Origin of the sequence: Pseudomonas sp. PP3, assembly GCF_905336995.1 — a bacterium.
Lineage (GTDB): Bacteria > Pseudomonadota > Gammaproteobacteria > Pseudomonadales > Pseudomonadaceae > Aquipseudomonas > Aquipseudomonas reinekei.
In genome coordinates this window covers 4,727,582-4,746,340 of the sequence record NZ_HG995459.1, presented here as the reverse complement: position 1 = coordinate 4,746,340, position 18,759 = coordinate 4,727,582, and the positions used below count along the sequence as shown (strand labels likewise).

Sequence of the window (18,759 nt, the reverse complement as noted above, 5' to 3'; positions counted from 1 at the left end):
ATATATACTGCGGGCCATTCTTCAAGGGAGAGCCGTGTGGCCATCGATATTCACTGGATTCGCGACAACGATAGCCTCGGTCAATTTTGCGCCGAGTGGCAAAAGTTGCCATTCGTTGCTCTCGACACCGAATTCATGCGGGTCGACACCTTTTATCCGATCGCAGGTCTGCTGCAGATCGGCGATGGCGAACGCGCTTACCTGATTGATCCACTGACCATCGACAACTGGCAGCCCCTGGCCGCGTTGCTGGAAAACACAGCCGTGGTCAAAGTCCTGCATGCCTGCAGTGAAGACCTAGAAGTCTTGCTGCGCCTGACCGGCAGCCTGCCGGCGCCGCTGTTCGATACGCAGCTGGCCGCCGCTTACCTGAACCTTGGTTTCTCGATGGGTTACTCGCGTCTGGTGCAGGAAGTGCTCGGCATTGATCTGCCCAAGGGCGAGACCCGTTCCGACTGGCTGCAACGCCCGCTTTCCGAGACCCAGATCAGCTACGCCGCCGAAGATGCCGTGCATCTAGCGGAAGTTTTCGTACAGCTGCGTCCGAAACTTTCCGACGACAAATATGCCTGGGTCCTGGAAGACGGCGCCGAACTGGTGGCCAACCTGCGCCGCGAGATCGACCCGTACGAGGTCTATCGCGATGCCAAACTGGCCTGGAAGCTCTCCCGCGCTCAGCTCGCGGTGCTGCGTGAACTCTGCGCCTGGCGTGAAAAAGAGGCCCGTGCCCGTGATTTGCCGCGTAATCGCATCGTCCGCGAGCATTCGCTGTGGCCACTGGCGCGCACGCAACCGGACAACCTTGGCGCGCTGGCGAAAATCGAAGACATGCATCCGCGTACCGTGCGTCAGGACGGCGAGTTTCTGCTTGATCTGATCAAGCGCTCTGGCAGTGTGTCGCCAGATCAATGGCCGCCAGCCGTGCCGGAGCCGTTGCCCGTGGACGCCGCCGCACTGCTCAAACAAATGAAAGCCATCGGCCAGGCCGAGGCGGAGCGTCTGAACATTGCGCCGGAACTGATGCTGCGCAAGAAAACCCTGGAAGCGCTGCTCAAAAGCGGCTTCCCCAATGGTCCTTACCAATTGCCTGATTCGCTGCGTGGCTGGCGCCGCGAATTGATGGGCCAGGCGCTGCTCGACAGCCTGGCCACCGCCGGAGAACAGCCTTGAAACGTATTTGCTCCATCTACCGCAGCACCAAACGCAATGAAATGTACCTCTATGTGCTCAAGAGCGATGCCTTGGAGCGCGTACCTGAAACGCTGATGGCGGCATTCGGCAAAGCCATCCACGCCTTCGACCTGGTGTTGAGCCCGGAGCGCAAGCTGTCGCGCGAGGACATCACGGTGGTGCTGGAAAACCTCGACAAGCAGGGTTATCACCTGCAAATGCCGCCCGCCGAGGACGAGTACATCGAACACTTGCCGGAAGAGTTGTTGCGACGCAACGACCCTATGTAATCGGTAGACAGGCTCTGTTCAGAGTCTTGATGAAACACTGGAATGATTTTGGCGATGGTCGTGAGGACGGAGCGAAGCTCTGTCGGCGACCGTCTGCACTGTTTTCGAAAGGTTTGATGCATGCGCGTTCTGATTGCTGAACACGACCACCCGGTGTACGCCCAATTGTTGCGGGAGGCCGCGCCTGATCTGGAAGTACTGACCAGTGGTGACTCCGCCGAACTGGCCCGTCAGGCAGCCGATTGCCCGATCTGGCTCGGCCAGCCCGATTTGCTGGCGACGTTGCTGCGACAGGGACACCAGCCGCAATGGCTGCAATCGACATGGGCAGGCATTACGCCGCTGCTGGTCGACGGCCTGCCACGGCACTATCGCCTGACCCGCGCAGTGGGGATTTTTGGTCAGGTCATGGCCGAGTACGTGCTCACCTACATGCTGGGGCATGAGCGCGAAGTGCTGGCGCGGTTGGTCAGCCAGGTTGAACGCAAGTGGGACAGTCGCCCTTGCCAGAGCCTGGCGGGTCGCAAGGTGCTGATCGTCGGCACCGGTGACATCGGTCAGACCGTTGCGCAGTTCCTCGTGCCGTTTGGCGTTGAACTGTACGGCATTGCCAGCAGTGCCCGGGAGCAGGCGCCTTTTATCGAAGTCGGCGCGATGGCGGATTTGCCACGCCTGGTCGGCGAGGTGGATTACGTGATCAATCTGCTGCCAAATACTCCGAACACCCACGATATCTACGATGCCGCTCTGTTCAAGCAGTTCAAGCCGACTGGCTTGTTCATCAACGTCGGACGTGGCGTGGCGGTGGTCGATGCTGATTTGGTGGAAGCCTTGAAAGAAGGGCATCTTGCGGGGGCGGTGATTGACGTCTGCCGTCAGGAACCTCTGCCGCAGCGCCATCCGTTCTGGACTGCCTGGGGCTTGTTGTTGACGGGCCACAGTTCGGCACCGACGTCGCCGTCGTTGATGGTCAAACTGTTTGTCGAGAACCTGCGGGCGTATCAGGCGGGTGAGGCGTTGCGCGGGGAAGTGGATTTCAATCGCGGGTATTGAGTCAGGACTGAAAAAAGATCGCAGCCTGCGGCAGCTCCTTCAGGTTATTTACACCAGAAGGCGCTGCCGCAGGCTGCGATCTTTTGCTTTTAAAGGGTGAAGTCGCCTTCAGCCGCCAACTCGCTCAACGGACGACGCGGACTCGGCTCTTCGCGGGCCTGCAGGTACTCCGCCAGTGTGGCCTTGTCACCCAGCTTGCCTACCGCGACAGCCGCGTGCAGGGCGTAGCCTTCAGGAATGTTCAGCTCCTTGCGGGTCAGTTCCTGATCGAAGCCGGCCATGCCGTGGGTGTGCCAGCCGCTGAGGCTCGCTTGCAGCGCCAGGTGGCCCCAGGCCGAACCGGTGTCGAAGGTGTGCCACAGCGCCGGGGTTTCTTCGGTCGCACCCGGTACGGCGAAAGTGGTCTTGGAGATCACGATCACCAATGCCGAGGCGTGTTGCGCCCAGCTACGGTTGAACTCGTTCAACAGGCCCAGGTAGCGCTGCCAGTTTGGCGTGTCGCGGCGCGCGTAAAGAAAGCGCCAAGGCTGCGAGTTGTACGCCGATGGTGCCCAGCGGGCGGCTTCGAAGAAGCTCAGCAGGGTTTCTTCAGGGATGGCTTCGCCGGTAAAGGCGCGGGGCGACCAGCGATCGGTGAACTGAGGGTGAATGGCGTATTCGGCAACGCGTGGGTTTGCACTCATCAAGAGATTCCTTGCTACGTCTGAAAGTGATAGGCGACGCAAAACCCTACTTGGCGGCGCAATAACTGACAAGCGCGTTCTACCGACAGTCGCCAATGCTTGGCCCGCGGGGCTGCGGGCACTAGACTGGCGGCCTTTTCACCACCTGATGTTGACGCTCGAACCATGGCCGCCAAAGTAGAACCGTTCTGGATACGCAAGACCCTCGATCAACTCGATCAAGAGGAATGGGAATCGCTGTGCGACGGCTGTGGGCTGTGCTGCCTGCAAAAGCTTGAAGACGAGGACGACAACAGCGTCTATTACACGCGCATCGCCTGCAAACTGCTGGACTTGAAAACCTGTCAGTGCACCGATTACCCGAACCGTCGCGACTCGGTACCCGATTGCATCCAGCTGACGCCGGGCAAGGCTGACGAGTTCAAGTGGCTGCCACCTACCTGCGGTTATCGCCTGGTCAGTGAAGGCAAGGATCTGCCACTCTGGCATCACCTGGTCTGTGGTGATCGCGACGCGGTGCACCACGAGCGTATTTCCCAGTCCGGACGTATGCTCGCCGAAGGCAGCGTGCCGGAAGATGATTGGGAAGATCACCTGATTTTCCGCGCGGGTTAAGCGCCCCGCGAGTCGACGGTTTTATCAAGGAGTGAGTATGGCTGTGGGATGGCGGCGGGCGCTGATCGTTGGAATGTGGATCTTGAGCTCACCGGTGTGGGCAGCGAAGAAGGTCGATCTGGATTACCACGTGCGCCTGCTGCCGCAAAGTGATCAGGCGGAAGTACGCCTGACCCTGGCCCAGGGCTCGGCGGTTCGCAGTCTGGATTTTGCCCTCGGCGACGGCAGCCGCTACAGCGATTTCAGGGCCGACGGCCAATGGCAGCTCACACCGGGCAAGCAGGCCCGCGGCATCTGGCAACCGGCGGCGGACAAGGCCAGCCTGACCTACCGAGTGCGTATCAGCCAAGGCCGCAAAAGCGGCAGTTTTGACACACGCATGACGCCGGGTTGGGCGTTGATGCGCGGTGACGATCTGGTGCCGGCTGCCAGGCTTGATCAGCAGGACGGTATCGAACTCGTTTCCCGACTTGAGTTCGAGTTGCCCAGCGGCTGGAAAAGCATCGAGACGGCCTGGCCGCGGATCGGCAAGAACACGTTCCGCATCGACAACGTCTCCCGCCTGTTCGACCGGCCCACGGGCTGGATGCTCGCAGGCAACCTTGGCAGCCGCCGCACCCGGCTCGGTGAAACCGAAGTCACCGTGACTTCGCCGCAAGGCCAGGGCATGCGGCGCATGGATGTGCTGACGCTGCTGACGTTCGTCTGGCCGCAAGTACAAGCGGTGTTCCCTCGTCATCCCTCCAAGTTGTTGATTGTCGGTGCCAACGATCCGATGTGGCGCGGCAGCCAGTCGGCGCGTGAGTCGATCTACCTCAACAGTCGCCTGCCATTGGTCAGCGAAAGCGGTAGCAGCGCGCTGGTGCGTGAACTGGTTCAGGTGTTCGGGCGGATCAATGATTCGCAGCGCAGTGACTGGATCAGCGAAGGGTTTGCCGAGTATTACGCCATTGAACTGGTGCGCCGCGCCGGTGGCATGAGCGATGAGCGGTTCGAGAGCCTGCATGGAAAACTGGTCAAGTCTGGGCAGAAGGTCACGACGCTGCGCGGGGAGCAGGTTAATCCGGCGCAGGTGGCCAGGGCGGTGGTGTTATTGCAGGAGCTGGACCGCGAGATTCGCCTGAAGACGCGCAACAAACGTTCGCTGGATGATGTGGTGCGCGGGGCGATGCGGTTGGAGAGCATCGATACCAAGGCGTTTGTGCAGCTCAGTGAGAGCGTAATTGGCGACTCATCCAAAGTCCTTGATACCGGGTTGCTTCAGTGAAACCGCCATCGCGAGCAAGCTCGCTCACACCGCACAACCCTGCGGGAGCGGGTTTGCTCGCGATGGGGCTTTCAAACTCGCCGACCCTTGCCGGTCAGACGCCGGTTTTTGGCGACTTCAACGAATCATTTCCGGTGACGGTGGCGGTTTTGGTCGCCGCTTCGGCATTGGCCTTCAGCGTCTGCAACTCTTCACCGGCACGCTGAATTTTCGCCCGCACGTTATTCATGTCCTGACGGCTTTTTTCCAGCAGGCTTTTCGCCGAGCTGTGGCCGGTGATGCCACGGGCCAGGGCTACGCCGCCGATGGCCACCTGGATCAGGCCAAAGAAGCCGCCGCGACGCAGACCCTTGCCGACCATCACCACGCCACCGGCCAGTGAGCCGAGGCGTTCCCAGCCCTGAACGTTATGATCGGACGGGGTCTGGAACGGGGTGGATTCGATGCGCTCTACACGTTTGAGTTCGCTCATGATCTGTCTCCAGGCAGGAAGGGCTGCTTCAGTAATCGATAGTTAAGCTGACTGCGCGGGCATGTCGCTTGTTCCATCGGATGTGCGGCAACTCAGCGGAATTTCGGTCCCGAGCGGGTATTGAGGCCCTTTGCCATGCGGTCATAAAGCACGACATTGACCGTGGCGGCCAGATTCATGCAGCCGGTGGTCGGGATGTAGACCACGTCTTCGCACCAGTCGCGGATTTCTTTATCCAGCGAGCCGTCTTCCGGGCCGAAGATGTACAGCGCGCGGTCCGGGTGAGTGTACTCGGGCAGCGGGCGGGCGCCTTCGACCAGTTCCACGGCGACCGGAACGCAGTTCAGTGGCAGGATTTTCTTCAGGTCGTCGATGCCGATCAGCGGGATGTCGTAGTGGACGCGCTTGGTATCGGTGACGAAATCGGCGGCGCGTTCATAACGCTTGCCGGTGTAGAACACCGACGCCACGCCATAACAGCCAGCGGCGCGCATCACCGAACCGACGTTCTCCGGTGATTTGGGGTTATACAAACCAATGCAGCTGTACCGTTTGTCTGCCACGAGCGGGGTGCCTTTCGGGAAAAAAGCGCGATTATACGGGGATTGGGGAAGGGGTGCTCAGGTTGGCGATCTATGTGTCTGGGCTATTGCTATCGCGGGCAAGCCCGCTCCCACAGAGATTTCTGTCGTTCACAAAATTTGTGTACACCCGATAACCTGTGGGAGCGGGCTTGCCCGCGATGAGGCCAGTTCAGGCAATGAAGGTGTTCAGTCTTCTTTCTTCATCAGGCCGGCCAGTGCGGCAAACGGGTTATGCGTCGCCTTGGCGATTTTCGGCGTGCTCAGCGAGCCTTCGCCGAAGTACTGCTGGTCGGTGTAGCGCGAGTGTTCGTTATCGTGGCAGTACAGGCACAACAACTCCCAGTTCGAGCCGTCCTGCGGGTTGTTGTCGTGGTTGTGGTCGCGGTGGTGCACGGTCAGTTCGCTCAGGCGCTTGCCGGAGAACTCACGGGCGCAGCGGCCGCACACGTGCGGGTACATCTTCAGGGCTTTGTCGCGGTAGCCCATTTCCTTGTCGCGCTGATTGTCGGCGAGGATGCGATCGAGCTTCGACGTGTTGGTTGGGGTGGACGAACTCATGGGTTCACCTTTGTAGAAAGACTAATGACGGTTATGCAGCCAGTTTAGCTCAGCCCTTGAGCTTCTCGGCAATCCAGATGGTATGGCGGGTGCCCTTGTTGCCGTGGGCGAAGACCTGCACTTCTTCGGCCTTGAACCCGGCTTTTTTCAGTTTGTCGGAAAACTGCCGGTCTGCGCTGGCCGACCAGACCGCCAGCACGCCTTTGGGCCGCAGGGCCTTGGCGCAGGCGCTGAGGCCGCCGGCGGAGTAGAGCCAGCTGTTGGCCCGTTGGGTAAGGCCTTCGGGGCCGTTGTCGACGTCGAGCATGATCGCGTCGAAGCCCTGTGGCTCGGCTTGCAACACGTTGGCCACGTCCTCCATGCGGATGACAGTGCGCGGGTCCTGCAGCGGGTTTCCGGCTTTTTCACCCAAGGGCCCACGGTTCCATTCCACCACGCCCGGCACCAGTTCGGCGACCACCACTTCGGCGGTCTTGCCCAGGTGCTTGAGTGCCGAGGCGAGGGTGAAGCCCATGCCCAGGCCACCAATCAACACCCGAGAATTCGGACGACCGGCGACCTTGCGGCAGGGGATCTCTGCCAGGGCATCTTCGGACCCGTGCATGCGCGTGTTCATCAACTGCCCGCCGTCGCCGCCCTGGATCTTGATGACGAAATCCTCGCCATACTCGAACAGGCACAAGGCGCCGCCGTTTTCGGGAATGGGGGCGGTATCGAGTAGAACGAAACGTTTCATGGGGCTCACTTGAGGAAAAATGGCAGCACAGGGGGAAGGCAAATCGACGCAGTTGGGAGTAGCCTGCAACAGACCACAAGGCCAACGGAGCCATTGATGAAGCGCACCATTCTAACGGTCATTGCCATGGCCGCGCTCTCGATTACTGCAGTGCAGGCCCAACAGCTGCAATCCCTTCCCGTCAGCCCCGCACCCATGCCCGGTTCACCGGGGACCGCGACGCCTACGCCGTATCCGCAAATCAGCCCGGCACCCTTGCCCAGGGTCGGTCCCGGCAGCGGCGGCCCGCCGTTGGTGCCCATCGAGAGACCGAGCCCGCCACCCAAGGACCAGCCGTTACCGGGTGTTGAACCTGACCCGCCGAAAGCCAAATCGCCCGGTGGTTAGACCTGCTGCGTAAGCAATTGCCCGTCAGCCATGCGCAGGCGTTTGGAAAGCGCGATGGCGAGGGCGCGGATGATCTTGGCGGCGATTTTCGGTGCGTCGTTGAGCATTTTTTCCAGTGAGTCCTTGCCCAGATTGAGCAACTGGCAGTTGCTCGCCGCCACGCAACTGGCCGAACGCCGTTCACCATCGAGCACGGCCATTTCGCCGAACGAGCGACCACTGCGCAAGGTCGCAATGGTCACCTGCTGGCCGTCACTGGTGGTCTTCTGCACGGCCACCTGGCCGGTGTGGATGATGCACATGAAACTGCCGGCATCACCCTCGTGGAAAATCTCTTCGCCCTGGGCAATGGTGCTGATGCTGAAGTAGCCCGAAGCCGCGGCAAAGTCCGCTGGCAGCAGCTGGTCGAACAGACCGCAGTCCATCAGCCAGTCGCGGATTTCGTTGTTCAGGAAGGTGGGTTCTGACATGTCGACGGTCTTTTTTGTTGTGTCTGATGGCGGCTTTTTGAGTATTCCCAATCCATTGTGGAAGCGAGCCTGCTCGCGAAGGGGTCTGCACATTCAAGATCAATGTTGACTGATTCGACGCTTTCGCGAGCAGGCTCGCTCCCACAGGGATCTTCGTTGTTTCGGGTCCGGTGTACTGGTCTTAAGACCGGTTCATCGGACCAAGTTCCTCAGGCAACGCCCAAAACCTTGAACAAAAATGCATATTCGAGCGCTACGTCACGCAATCCCTGATACCGGCCGCTCATCCCGCCATGCCCGGCGCCGAGTTCGGTCTTGAGCAGCAGGGGATTGGTGTCGGTTTTGGCAGTGCGCAATTTCGCCACCCACTTGGCCGCTTCCCAATACTGCACGCGACTGTCGTTGTAGCCGGCAATGACCAGCATGGCCGGATAGGCTTGCGCCTTGACGTTTTCGTAGGGGGCGTAAGCCTTGAGCCGCTCATAGACGTCTGGCTCCTGCGGGTTGCCCCACTCGTCGTATTCGGTGACGGTCAGCGGCAGGTCCGGGTCGAGCATGGTGTTGAGCACGTCGACGAACGGCACTTCGGCAATCGCCGCACCGAACAGCTCCGGGCGCTGGTTGAGCACCGCGCCGATCAACAGGCCGCCAGCGCTGCCACCGCTGATCGCCAGTTGTGGCGCGCTGGTGAAGCCGTTCGCTATCAGGTGCTCGGCGCAGGCTATGAAGTCGCTGAAGGTGTTTTGCTTGTGTTCCTGTTTACCGGCGCGATACCAGGCCTCACCCAACTCGCCGCCACCGCGAACGTGGGCAATGGCGAACGCCATGCCGCGATCGAGCAGGCTCAGGCGCGCGTGGGAGAACCACGGGTCGAGGCTTTCGCCATAGGCGCCGTAACCGTACAGATACAGTGGCACCGGTTTGCCGAGGGCTTCGCGCTTGATCACCAGGCTGATCGGTATCTGCGTGCCGTCGGGCGCGGTGGCCCACAGGCGCTGGCTGACGTAGGCGTCGGCATCGAACGGGCCGAGCACCGGGGTTTGCTTGAGCACTTGCTGTTCGCCGTTGCTCAGTTGCAATTGGCGAATCTGTGCCGGACGGTTCAGCGCTTCATAGCGCAGGCGAATCCGCTCACTGGCAAACTCCAGAGTGTTCTGCACATGCAGGCTGTACGCCGCGTCCGGCAGTTGCACGCGGTAGCTCGGCAAATCCTGTGGGTGAACTTCGATGATCGGCAGGCCACCTTCACGCAGGCTCAGGGTCATGGCGCCGGCGTTCAGGCTCATGCCGTCGATCATCACCGTGTCGCTGTGCGGGATCAGGATTTGCCATTGCGCCTCGATCGGCGCCACGCCGGTATCGACAGCGGTGTACAGCGCGAAGTTGATGCCGTCGCGGTTGGTGCGGATGAACCAGGTCCACTGGCCGTCGAGTGCGCCGTGGTCGACGTCGTATTCGTGGTCTTCGACCCTTGGCGCGATACAGGAAAAGTCTTGTTGCGGCTGGTTGGCATCGAGCACCCAGACTTCGCTGGTGGTCTTGCTGCCCACGGACAGCAGCAGTTGTTGCTCGGAGCTTGCGCGGTAGCAATGCATGAAGAAGCGGCCGTCCGGCTCATGGAACACTTCTTCGGCCGCCGTGCCGTCCAGACGATAGCGATACAGCTTGTGCGGGCGGTGGGTGTCGTCCAGCTCGCCAAAGAACAGCGTCAGGCTGTCGTTGGCCCAGGTCATGCTGCCGTCGCAGTCCTGGAACTCCAGTTCGCTGACACGGCCGTCGGACAGTTCCTTCACGAACAGCGTGTAAATCTCATCGCCCGTGGAGTCAATGCTGTAGGCCAGGCGCTGGTGGTCCGGGCTGATGCTGAACGCCCCGAGGGAAAAGAAGCCGCCGTTGGCCAGCACGTTCGGGTCCAGCAGCAGTTGTTCCCGGCTTTCGTCGAGCGTCAGGCTGTCGTCGGCCGGACGCGGGCAGCGGTAATGGAGGGCGTATTCATCGCCTGCCGTGGTGCGCGTGTAATACAAGTACGGCCCCCAGGGCGAGGGCAGGGACAGGTCGGTTTCGAGAATCCGGCCCTTGATCTCCTCGAACAGGGTTTCACGCAACGCGGCCTGATCGGCGGTTTGCGCCTGCTGGTAGCTGTTTTCAGCCTTGAGGTAGTCGAGCACGGCCTCGGTGTCGCGCTCCTGCAGCCAGGCATACGGATCGGAGCCTTCGGCCTTGTGGGCGATCGGGGCGTCGCAAATGATGGCGGATATGGACATGGAGGGCTCTCGAACAATGTACGGAATATAGGGTTTCGTAGAAAACAGGGCAGTCTTGAAGCCTGCAGAGACTCTGTGGGAGTGCCGGCAGGCATTGGTGCAGCCTGATGGGCGAAAAGTCGTTATCATAAGCGCCTCTTTGCCTGCCTTGCCATGGACACCATGACCGAGAACGACTATCTGATCGCTTGGGGCCTCTACGCCTTTGCCGCTTTGGGCTGCCTGTTGGTGTGGATGCGCATTACCCGCTGGATGTGGCGCTGGCTGCGTGAACCGCTGCGGTTGCTGATGGCGGTGCTGCTGTTCAGCCCGACGATCATTGACCCGGTGAAGGAAAAGGTCGCCCCGGCCATTGCCATTACTGCCCTGGACCTGCTGTTCAAGGTCGGCAACAACGCCTGGCGGGCCATTTCCGATCTGTTCATGTACGGCATGATCGCGTTCGGCATTTACCTGGTATTCGTGGCCATCCGCTTCCCCCTCGAACGCGCCGCCAACGCCCGCAAGGAACAGGCCGCCGCCGCCAAGGCCGCTGCCCGTGCCGACGATCCGGAAGAAGAGGATCATCCTTTTGGTGGTGCCGGCGATGATCGCTACGGCCGTCCGCCGGTACCGAGCAATCCCCAGCGTATGCGGGTCGAACCTCGTCTTTAACCGTGCCCCCTGCCATTGAGCGAGAGTCCGAGCATGTGTGAGTTATTGGGCATGAGCGCCAATGTCCCGACCGATATCGTGTTCAGCTTTACCGGGCTGATGCAGCGCGGCGGGCGCACCGGTCCGCACCGTGATGGCTGGGGCATCGCCTTCTACGAAGGTCGAGGCTTGCGGCTGTTCCAGGACCCGGCGGCGAGTTGCGAGTCGGAAGTGGCCAATCTGGTGCAGCGCTACCCGATCAAGAGCGAAGTGGTGATCGGGCATATCCGCCAGGCCAACGTCGGCAAGGTCTGCCTGTCCAACACCCACCCGTTCGTCCGTGAACTGTGGGGCCGCAACTGGTGCTTCGCCCATAACGGGCAGCTGGCGGATTTTCAGCCGACGGCCAGTTTCTATCGTCCCGTGGGCGATACCGACAGCGAGGCGGCGTTTTGCGATTTGCTCAACCGCGTGCGCGCGGCGTTCCCCGAGCCGGTCGAGGTCGAAGAACTGCTGCCGGATCTGGTGGTCGCTTGCGCCGATTACCGTAGCAAAGGCGTGTTCAACTGCCTGCTCAGCGATGGCGACTGGCTGTTCTGCTATTGCTCGACCAAGCTGGCGCAGATCACCCGTCGAGCGCCGTTCGGCCCGGCCCGCTTGAAGGATGTCGATGTGATTGTCGACTTCCAGGCTGAAACCACACCCAACGATGTGGTGACAGTGATCGCCACCGAACCGTTGACCGAAAACGAAACCTGGACCCGTTACGAACCGGGTCAATGGAGCCTGTGGCGACGCGGTGAATGCGTCAGCCAGGGCCAGACCTCATAAGGATCTACTGCCCATGTTGCTCAGTTATCTACGGCTGGTGTTGTTCGCGGCGGGACTGTTGATCGGTGTCCAGGTGCCGGGGTTCATCAGCGATTACGCCAAGCGGGTCGAGGCGCACCTGATTGAAGCGCAGACCGGGTTGAGCGGATTCCAGAACACCGCCAATCAGTTTTTCAAGGGCGATATGCAGGCCTTGGTGGCGCATTATCGCGCCAGTGAAGACCCGATCTTTCGCAGCGATGCCGACAGCCTGAGCAATCTGCTGACCCGTCAGGTCGCGCTGGATAAACAGTTCCAGGCGATGCAAGGCCCGTGGTACATCCGGTTCCTGCAAGTGGTGCTGGCCGCCGACCCGGACATCCGCAAGGAAACCTGGAATGGCTACAGCTACCAGATCCTGCTGACTCCGCAAGCGATGATTTGGGGCATGAGCGGCGCGTTGCTGCTGTCGTTCGGGATTGAGTGCCTGTTCCGGCTGATCGACTGGGTGGTGCTGGGCGGCAAGCGCCTGCGCCAGAGCCGGCCGATTGAAGAGCGGGATTTGCGCGGGCTGTAAAAATCAACCTGCAGGCGCTGGCTTGCCAGCGATCCAGGGCGATGCGGTGGGTCAGACAGGACGCCATCGCTGGCAAGCCAGCTCCTACAGGGGGCTTCAGCGATTCAGGGTGATGTAGTGTTCGCCCACCTTCAACGCATATTCCTCCAGCACCTGCTGACACAACGCCACAATCTCTTCGACCCACTCCACGCCCACGCGCCACGACACCACCACCTGCAAATCCGGTGGCCGTTGCTCGATGTCGAGCAAGGTCAATTCCCCGCGCGCCAGTTCCTCGGCCACCAGCACCGGCGGCAACGCGCCAATGCCAAAGCCGTCACGCAACAACCGGGTAATCGCCGACACCGAATTCACGCAATTGAGTCGCGGTGTCGCCACGCCATTGGCCTGCATCAGGGCGAGCACTTCCTGATGCGGGTGGGAGTTTTTCGAGTAGGTGATGATCCGTTCGTTCGCCAGGTCGGCGATGCCCGAATACTCGCGGTTGTAGAGGGCGTTGCTGGCAACGATCCAGCCCATCGGATGGCTCGCCAGTTCGAGGCTGCGCACGCTTTCCTGGCGTAGCAGGTCGGTTTGCAGGATGACATCGAGAAAGCCCTTTTGCAGCTGATCGCAGAGGTTCAGCGAGGTATCGGCCACCAGCTCGATTTCCACCAGCGGGTAGTGATCGGTCATCTGCGCCACCAACGGGCTGAGCCAGGTGTGGATGACCGTGTCCATCACACCGATGCGTATGCGCCCGGCCTTGCTCGAACGGGTCTCGATCGACTGCTTGAGCGCCTGCATGGTGTCCATCATCTGCTCGGCGTAATCGAGCACTTTCAAGCCTTCGGGCGTCAGGCTCACGCCGCGTGAGTCACGCAGAAACAGCTTCACCCCCAGCTCGCTTTCCAGCACGGCGATGCGGCTGGAAATCGACGCCTGAGTGGTGAAGAGCTTGTCGGCGGTCAGGCGAAAACTCTTGAGTCGGGCGACCCAGACAAAGGTCTCGAGGAACTTCAGGTTCATGGGATAAAGATTTCTTATGCCTAAGGCGGGGTTTTATTAGTTGGACGCAGCAGGGAAGGGCGCACAAAAATCAGGGCCATCCGGTTCCCACGATAGGCGTCGTCGGGGCTCAGAACAATACCAATAAAATCAGCGCGGAGATTTGCCATGAGTGCGCCCGACACTACCGCCATCCCGAAAGCCTCGGCCCGCCCGGGACCTTTCGACTGGTATCGCAACATCAATCAACAGGAACGTCGCACCTTCTGGAGCTGCAAGATCGGTTATGGCCTCGATGGCATGGACACCCAGATGCTCAGCTTCGTGGTGCCGACCCTGATTGCCATGTGGGGCATTACCACCGGCCAGGCCGGGTTGATTCACACCAGCACGCTGATCGCTTCGGCCATCGGTGGCTGGGTGGCGGGGATTCTCTCCGACCGTATCGGCCGGGTGCGTACGCTGCAGCTGACCGTGCTGTGGTTTGCCTTCTTCACCTTCCTCTGCGGTTTCGCGCAGAACTACGAACAATTGCTGATCGCCCGCACCCTCATGGGCTTCGGGTTCGGTGGCGAATGGACCGCGGGTGCGGTGTTGATCGGCGAGGTGATTCGCGCCAAGGATCGCGGCAAGGCCGTGGGCATGGTGCAATCCGGCTGGGCGCTGGGTTGGGGCCTGACGGCGATTCTGTACGCGGTGCTGTATTCGATCATGCCGCCGGAAGACGCCTGGCGCGCGCTGTTCATTCTTGGCATCGTGCCGGCGATTTTCGTGATCTTCGTCCGTCGCCTGGTGAAAGATCCGGAGATCTACCGAGAAGCCAAGGCCAGACAGGAGCCAAGCAACCCGTCGAAGTTCTACGAGATCTTCGCCCCCGGCATTCTCTTCACCACGATTCGCGCTTCGCTGCTGACCACCGGTGCACTGGGCGGCTATTACGCGATCACGTCCTGGCTGCCGACGTTCCTGAAGAACGAGCGCGGTTTGAGCGTACTCAATACGAGCGGTTATCTGGCGATGGTGATCGTCGGGTCCTACGTCGGCTACGTCATCAGCGCCTATCTGACTGACATTCTCGGCCGCAAAAAGAACTTCATCCTGTTCGCCGTCGGCTCGTTCACCATCGTCTTGCTGTACACCCAACTCTCCGTCAGCAACGGCGTGATGCTGTGGCTGGGCTTCCCGCTGGGCTTCTTCGCCTCGGGGATTTTCAGTGGCATGGGCGCATTCCTGACCGAGTTGTTCCCTACACGCATTCGCGGTTCCGGCCAGGGCTTTTGCTACAACATCGGCCGGGCGCTGGCGGCGTTGTTCCCGCTGTTGATCGGTCTGCTGAGCCAGACTGTGCCGCTGAGCGTGGGCATCGGTGCCTTCGCGGCGGTGTCCTACGGCGTGGTGATTCTGGCGGCGTTGAGCCTGCCGGAAACCCGTGGCAAACAACTCGACGCCCAGTAACTGATAATCTGCGGGCGTGTCATACGGATATGTCCCACAGCCGAAAAGAATAAAGCCTACAGGAGTGTTCACCGTGAGCCGCCTGCTATTGAACTGCGACATCGGCGAGAGCTTCGGCAACTGGACCATGGGTCTGGACGCCGAGGTCATGCCTTTCATCGATTGCGCCAACATCGCCTGCGGTTTTCACGCCGGCGATCCCAGCATCATGCGCAAGACCGTCAGCCTCGCGCTCAGCCACGGCGTACAAATCGGCGCCCATCCGGCGTATCAGGACCTCGTGGGGTTCGGCCGGCGTTCCATGGCCTACGCGGCCCAGGAACTGCAGGACATTTTGCATTACCAGATCGGCGCGCTCGACGGCATCTGCCGGGCTCAGGGCGGTCGGGTGAGCTACGTCAAACCCCACGGCGCGATGTACAACGACATGATGGCCAACCCGGCGCAATTGCGCGCCGTACTGCAAGCGGTGGCGTCCTATGGCCGCGACCTGCCACTGATGTTGATGGCGACCAAGGACAACAGCGCCGCGCAGCAGTTGGGTGATGAGTATGGCGTGACCCTGTGGTTCGAAGCCTTCGCCGACCGTGCCTACGACAGCGCCGGCATGCTGGTTTCGCGGCAGCTGCCGGGGGCGGTGCATCACGATCCGGAAAAAATCATCGGGCAGGCGCTGACCATTGCCCGTGGCGACCCCCTCACCGCCAGTGACGGCAGTGCCTTGCATTTGCAGGCCAACACCCTCTGCGTGCACGGCGACAACGCCAGTTCGGTGGCCGCCGTGCAACGCATCCGCCAAGCCCTGAACCAGCAGGGCACGTCATGAAACTGCGGGTGGAAGTCGTCGCGCTGGATTGCCTGATGGTGCGCCTGTTCGATGAAATCGCCGAAGCCAACATGCCGTGGATGCTCGCGGCCAGCGAAAGTCTGCGGGCTGCGTTTGCCGGGCACCTGATCGATCTGGTGCCGTCCTACACGACGTTGATGGTGCATTACGATCTGACCGCATTGAGTCCGGCCCAGGCCCGCGAGTTGATCGCCCACGCGTTGATTGATCTGTCGCCCAATGCGCGGGCACGCGGCACCTGTCATGTGCTGCCGGTGTGGTACGACGTGAGCGTGGGCCCCGAGTTGAGCCTGTTGGCGCAACGCAGCGGGTTGGCGGTGGAGGAGGTGATCCGACGCCACAGTGAGCGTGAATATCAGGTGTTCGCCCTGGGCTTTGCGCCGGGTTTCGCGTTCATGGGGTTGGTCGAAGAAGTGCTGGCTGCGCCGCGCTTGAACACCCCGCGCAAGAAAGTCGCCGCCGGCAGCGTCGGCATCGCCGAGCGACAAACCGCAGCCTATCCGGTGGTATCACCGGGCGGCTGGAACCTGATCGGCCGAACGCCGGCCAAATTGTTCGACCGCAACCGTGACGGCTACAGCCTGATGCAACCGGGCGACACCGTGCGCTTTGAAGCGGTCGGTCATGCCGAGTTCATCAATCTGGGCGGTGACGACACGCCACTGGAGGCCCAGGCATGAGTCGTTTGACGATTGAGGCGAGTACGCCGCTGTGCCTGTTGCAGGACGCCGGGCGTTTTGGCGTGCGGCATCTGGGCGTGACCCAGGGCGGCGCGGCTGATTGGCGGTCGATGTCGTGGGCCAATTGGTTGCTGGGCAATAGCCTGGATGCCGCCGTGATCGAAATCACCCTCGGTGGTTTCACGGTGGTGGCTGAACAAGATTGCGTATTGGCACTGGCCGGCGCGGATCTCGGCGCGCAGGTGGACGGTGAGGCGTTGGCACCCTGGCGCAGTTTCCGGTTGCACAAAGGCCAGCGTTTGCAATTCACCCAACCGTTGCTAGGTGCGCGTGCCTATCTGGCGGCACCGGGTGGCTTCGATGCGCCGAAAGTGTTGGGCAGTGCCGCGACGGTAGTCCGTGAAGAGCTCGGCGGGCTGGATGGCATGGGGCGTGCGCTGAGCCAAGGCGCGAACTTGGGCTATTCGGGCAACTCCGTGATGCTGCTGCGGGAATTGACCGCAGACCAGCGGCCGGACCTGAACCTCAATGCGCCGCTGGATTTGGTTCTCGGTGCACAGATTGGTGAATTCAGCGGGCAGAGCCTGTTCGATGCGTTCAACTGCGCATGGCGCCTGGACAGCCGCGCCGACCGCATGGGCATTCGTCTGTTGGGCCCGGCGTTGCAATACCAGGGCAAGCCGATGATCTCCGAAGGCATTCCGCTGGGCGCCGTTCAGGTGCCGCCGGATGGGCAGCCGATTGTGCTGCTCAATGATCGGCAGACCATTGGCGGTTATCCGCGGTTGGGGGCGTTGACGCCGTTGGCGCTGGCGCGGCTGGCGCAGTGTTTGCCGGGGGCGAAGGTGCGGTTGCGGCCGGTGGTGCAGGACGTGGCGTATCGCGAGCAGGTCGAATATCTACAGCGCTTTTAGTTGTGGCGAGGGAGCTTGCTCCCGCTGGACTGCGAAGCAGTCCCGTTTTTTCGAGAAAAGGGGTCGCTTCGCAACCCAGCGGGAGCAAGCTCCCGCGCCACAGGTTCAGTGTGTTATTTGGACAAAAACCGCATCCCTTCCTCCAACCCGCGAAGGGTCAGCGGATACATCTGGTCGTCAATCAAGTCCCGCACAATATTGGTCGACGAGGTATAGCCCCATGTGTCCTTCGGATACGGGTTGATCCAGATGAGCTTCTTGTACTTCTCCTTGAACCGCTGCATCCACACATAACCGGCTTCTTCGTTCCAGTGCTCGACACTGCCGCCCGCCTGGGTGATTTCATACGGCGCCATCGCGGCATCGCCGATGAAGATTACTTTGTAGTCGGCGCCATACTTGTGCAGCAGGTCCTGGGTCGAAGTGCGCTCGGACGTGCGGCGCATGTTGTTTTTCCACACCGATTCATAAATGAAGTTGTGGAAGTAGAAGTACTCCAGATGCTTGAACTCGGTCTTGCAGGCCGAGAACAGCTCTTCGCAGATCTTCACGTGCGCGTCCATCGAACCGCCGATGTCGAACAGCAGCAGCAACTTGACGGTGTTGCGCCGCTCCGGTCGCATCTGGATGTTCAGCAGCCCCGCGTCCTTGGCGGTGTGGTCGATGGTGCCATCAATGTCCAGTTCTTCCGCCGCACCCTGACGGGCGAATTTGCGCAAGCGCCGCAGGGCCACCTTGATGTTGCGCGTACCCAGCTCGACCGAGTCATCGAGGTTCTTGTATTCACGCTGATCCCAGACCTTGGCCGCCTTGCCCTGGCGCTTGCCGGCGTCGCCGACCCGGATGCCTTCCGGGTTGAAACCGCCGGAACCGAACGGACTTGTGCCGCCGGTGCCTATCCACTTGTTGCCGCCCGCGTGGCGTTCTTTCTGTTCTTCCAGGCGTTTCTTGAACTCTTCGATCAGCTTGTCCAGGCCACCGAGGGACTGGATCGCCGCGCGCTCTTCATCGGTCAGGGAACGCTCGAATTCCTTGCGCAGCCAGTCTTCGGGGATCAAGGCCTGCAAGTGATCGTCCAGTTTTTCCAGGCCATTGAAGTAGGCACCGAAGGCCCGGTCAAACTTGTCGAAATGCTTTTCGTCCTTGACCAGAATCGCCCGGGACAAGTAGTAAAACTCATCCATGTCGGCGAAGGTCACGCGCTGTTTCAGCGCGTTGATCAGGTCCAGCAACTCTCGCACCGAGACCGGTACCTTGGCTGCGCGCATTTCATTGAAGAGGTTGAGCAACATGGGTTGACGCCT

Annotated in this window: 22 protein-coding genes; 13 read left to right on the top strand and 9 right to left on the bottom strand. The window is 61.0% G+C overall.

What is annotated here, in order from left to right:
• Positions 1-36 precede the first annotated feature (36 nt).
• The 3 genes from rnd to KHO07_RS21630 all read left to right on the top strand — a co-directional run bounded on the left by rnd (position 37) and on the right by KHO07_RS21630 (position 2,513).
• On the top strand, positions 37-1,170 hold the full coding sequence (rnd, locus tag KHO07_RS21640) for a ribonuclease D (RefSeq protein ID WP_150732274.1): 1,134 nt from the start codon (positions 37-39) through the stop codon (positions 1,168-1,170).
• Positions 1,167-1,460, top strand: coding sequence for a YcgL domain-containing protein (locus tag KHO07_RS21635; protein ID WP_053155806.1), 294 nt, complete (start codon positions 1,167-1,169; stop codon positions 1,458-1,460). The genes rnd and KHO07_RS21635 overlap by 4 nt, the downstream gene beginning before the upstream one ends.
• 120 nt (positions 1,461-1,580) lie before the next feature.
• A complete protein-coding gene (locus KHO07_RS21630; protein WP_150732276.1) occupies positions 1,581-2,513 on the top strand; it encodes a D-2-hydroxyacid dehydrogenase in 933 nt (310 codons plus the stop codon).
• Positions 2,514-2,602: 89 nt separating this feature from the next.
• Here the strand turns inward: KHO07_RS21630 and KHO07_RS21625 are convergent, their stop codons facing one another.
• On the bottom strand, positions 2,603-3,196 hold the full coding sequence (locus KHO07_RS21625; RefSeq protein ID WP_212625491.1) for a nitroreductase family protein: 594 nt from the start codon (positions 3,194-3,196) through the stop codon (positions 2,603-2,605).
• 165 nt (positions 3,197-3,361) lie between these two features.
• Here KHO07_RS21625 and KHO07_RS21620 point away from each other — a divergent pair, with 165 nt between their 5' ends.
• The gene (locus KHO07_RS21620) at positions 3,362-3,811 is read left to right on the top strand and encodes a YcgN family cysteine cluster protein (RefSeq protein ID WP_008015986.1); all 450 of its coding nucleotides are present in this window, start codon (positions 3,362-3,364) and stop codon (positions 3,809-3,811) included.
• A 37-nt stretch (positions 3,812-3,848) separates the two neighbouring features.
• On the top strand, positions 3,849-5,078 hold the full coding sequence (locus tag KHO07_RS21615) for a hypothetical protein (protein WP_212625490.1): 1,230 nt from the start codon (positions 3,849-3,851) through the stop codon (positions 5,076-5,078).
• Positions 5,079-5,172: 94 nt separating this feature from the next.
• On the opposite strand, the gene KHO07_RS21610 is transcribed toward KHO07_RS21615, so the two are convergent.
• The 4 genes from KHO07_RS21610 to KHO07_RS21595 all read right to left on the bottom strand — a co-directional run bounded on the left by KHO07_RS21610 (position 5,173) and on the right by KHO07_RS21595 (position 7,428).
• A complete protein-coding gene (locus KHO07_RS21610; protein ID WP_150732280.1) occupies positions 5,173-5,550 on the bottom strand; it encodes a DUF2892 domain-containing protein in 378 nt (125 codons plus the stop codon).
• 92 nt (positions 5,551-5,642) lie between these two features.
• Positions 5,643-6,113, bottom strand: coding sequence for an RNA methyltransferase (locus tag KHO07_RS21605; protein ID WP_007911337.1), 471 nt, complete (start codon positions 6,111-6,113; stop codon positions 5,643-5,645).
• Positions 6,114-6,320: 207 nt separating this feature from the next.
• Positions 6,321-6,692 carry a YajD family HNH nuclease gene (locus KHO07_RS21600; protein WP_007944009.1) on the bottom strand — a complete coding sequence of 124 codons (372 nt, stop codon included), beginning with the start codon at positions 6,690-6,692 and terminating at the stop codon, positions 6,321-6,323.
• Positions 6,693-6,741: 49 nt separating this feature from the next.
• Complete coding sequence (locus KHO07_RS21595; RefSeq protein WP_212625489.1) at positions 6,742-7,428, bottom strand: hypothetical protein; 687 nt, start codon at positions 7,426-7,428, stop codon at positions 6,742-6,744.
• 96 nt (positions 7,429-7,524) lie between these two features.
• Here KHO07_RS21595 and KHO07_RS21590 point away from each other — a divergent pair, with 96 nt between their 5' ends.
• Positions 7,525-7,815, top strand: a complete 291-nt coding sequence (locus tag KHO07_RS21590; RefSeq protein ID WP_212625488.1) for a hypothetical protein — start codon at positions 7,525-7,527, stop codon at positions 7,813-7,815.
• On the opposite strand, the gene KHO07_RS21585 is transcribed toward KHO07_RS21590, so the two are convergent.
• Both KHO07_RS21585 and KHO07_RS21580 read right to left on the bottom strand, forming a co-directional pair.
• Positions 7,812-8,285: a cyclic nucleotide-binding domain-containing protein gene (locus tag KHO07_RS21585; protein ID WP_150732283.1), complete on the bottom strand. Its 474-nt coding sequence runs from the start codon at positions 8,283-8,285 to the stop codon at positions 7,812-7,814. The two genes, KHO07_RS21590 and KHO07_RS21585, sit on opposite strands and share 4 nt — an antisense overlap.
• A gap of 209 nt (positions 8,286-8,494) precedes the next feature.
• The gene (locus tag KHO07_RS21580; RefSeq protein WP_212625487.1) at positions 8,495-10,549 is read right to left on the bottom strand and encodes a S9 family peptidase; all 2,055 of its coding nucleotides are present in this window, start codon (positions 10,547-10,549) and stop codon (positions 8,495-8,497) included.
• Between the two features lie 153 nt (positions 10,550-10,702).
• On the opposite strand from KHO07_RS21580, the gene KHO07_RS21575 reads away from it, so the two are divergent.
• Genes KHO07_RS21575 through KHO07_RS21565 form a run of 3 tightly spaced genes read left to right on the top strand, consistent with a single transcriptional unit; the run spans position 10,703 to position 12,569 of the window.
• Entirely contained in the window at positions 10,703-11,203 is a 501-nt protein-coding gene (locus tag KHO07_RS21575) for an MFS transporter (RefSeq protein WP_212625486.1), read from the top strand.
• 33 nt (positions 11,204-11,236) lie between these two features.
• On the top strand, positions 11,237-12,013 hold the full coding sequence (locus KHO07_RS21570) for a class II glutamine amidotransferase (protein WP_212625485.1): 777 nt from the start codon (positions 11,237-11,239) through the stop codon (positions 12,011-12,013).
• Positions 12,014-12,026: 13 nt separating this feature from the next.
• Complete coding sequence (locus KHO07_RS21565) at positions 12,027-12,569, top strand: DUF2937 family protein (RefSeq protein ID WP_150732288.1); 543 nt, start codon at positions 12,027-12,029, stop codon at positions 12,567-12,569.
• A 96-nt stretch (positions 12,570-12,665) separates the two neighbouring features.
• Here KHO07_RS21565 and KHO07_RS21560 read toward each other — a convergent pair whose 3' ends face one another.
• Complete coding sequence (locus tag KHO07_RS21560) at positions 12,666-13,580, bottom strand: LysR family transcriptional regulator (RefSeq protein WP_212625484.1); 915 nt, start codon at positions 13,578-13,580, stop codon at positions 12,666-12,668.
• Positions 13,581-13,727: 147 nt separating this feature from the next.
• On the opposite strand from KHO07_RS21560, the gene KHO07_RS21555 reads away from it, so the two are divergent.
• The 4 genes from KHO07_RS21555 to KHO07_RS21540 all read left to right on the top strand — a co-directional run bounded on the left by KHO07_RS21555 (position 13,728) and on the right by KHO07_RS21540 (position 17,455).
• Entirely contained in the window at positions 13,728-15,014 is a 1,287-nt protein-coding gene (locus KHO07_RS21555; protein ID WP_150732290.1) for an MFS transporter, read from the top strand.
• A 73-nt stretch (positions 15,015-15,087) separates the two neighbouring features.
• Positions 15,088-15,840: a 5-oxoprolinase subunit PxpA gene (locus KHO07_RS21550; RefSeq protein WP_212625483.1), complete on the top strand. Its 753-nt coding sequence runs from the start codon at positions 15,088-15,090 to the stop codon at positions 15,838-15,840.
• A complete protein-coding gene (gene pxpB, locus KHO07_RS21545; RefSeq protein WP_212625482.1) occupies positions 15,837-16,541 on the top strand; it encodes a 5-oxoprolinase subunit PxpB in 705 nt (234 codons plus the stop codon). Before KHO07_RS21550 ends, pxpB begins: the two co-directional genes overlap by 4 nt.
• Positions 16,538-17,455 (top strand): biotin-dependent carboxyltransferase family protein, encoded by a 918-nt coding sequence (locus KHO07_RS21540; RefSeq protein WP_212625481.1) that lies wholly within the window; start codon positions 16,538-16,540, stop codon positions 17,453-17,455. Before pxpB ends, KHO07_RS21540 begins: the two co-directional genes overlap by 4 nt.
• Before the next feature lie 113 nt (positions 17,456-17,568).
• Here KHO07_RS21540 and KHO07_RS21535 read toward each other — a convergent pair whose 3' ends face one another.
• Complete coding sequence (locus tag KHO07_RS21535; protein ID WP_075947462.1) at positions 17,569-18,747, bottom strand: VWA domain-containing protein; 1,179 nt, start codon at positions 18,745-18,747, stop codon at positions 17,569-17,571.
• Positions 18,748-18,759 lie beyond the last annotated feature (12 nt).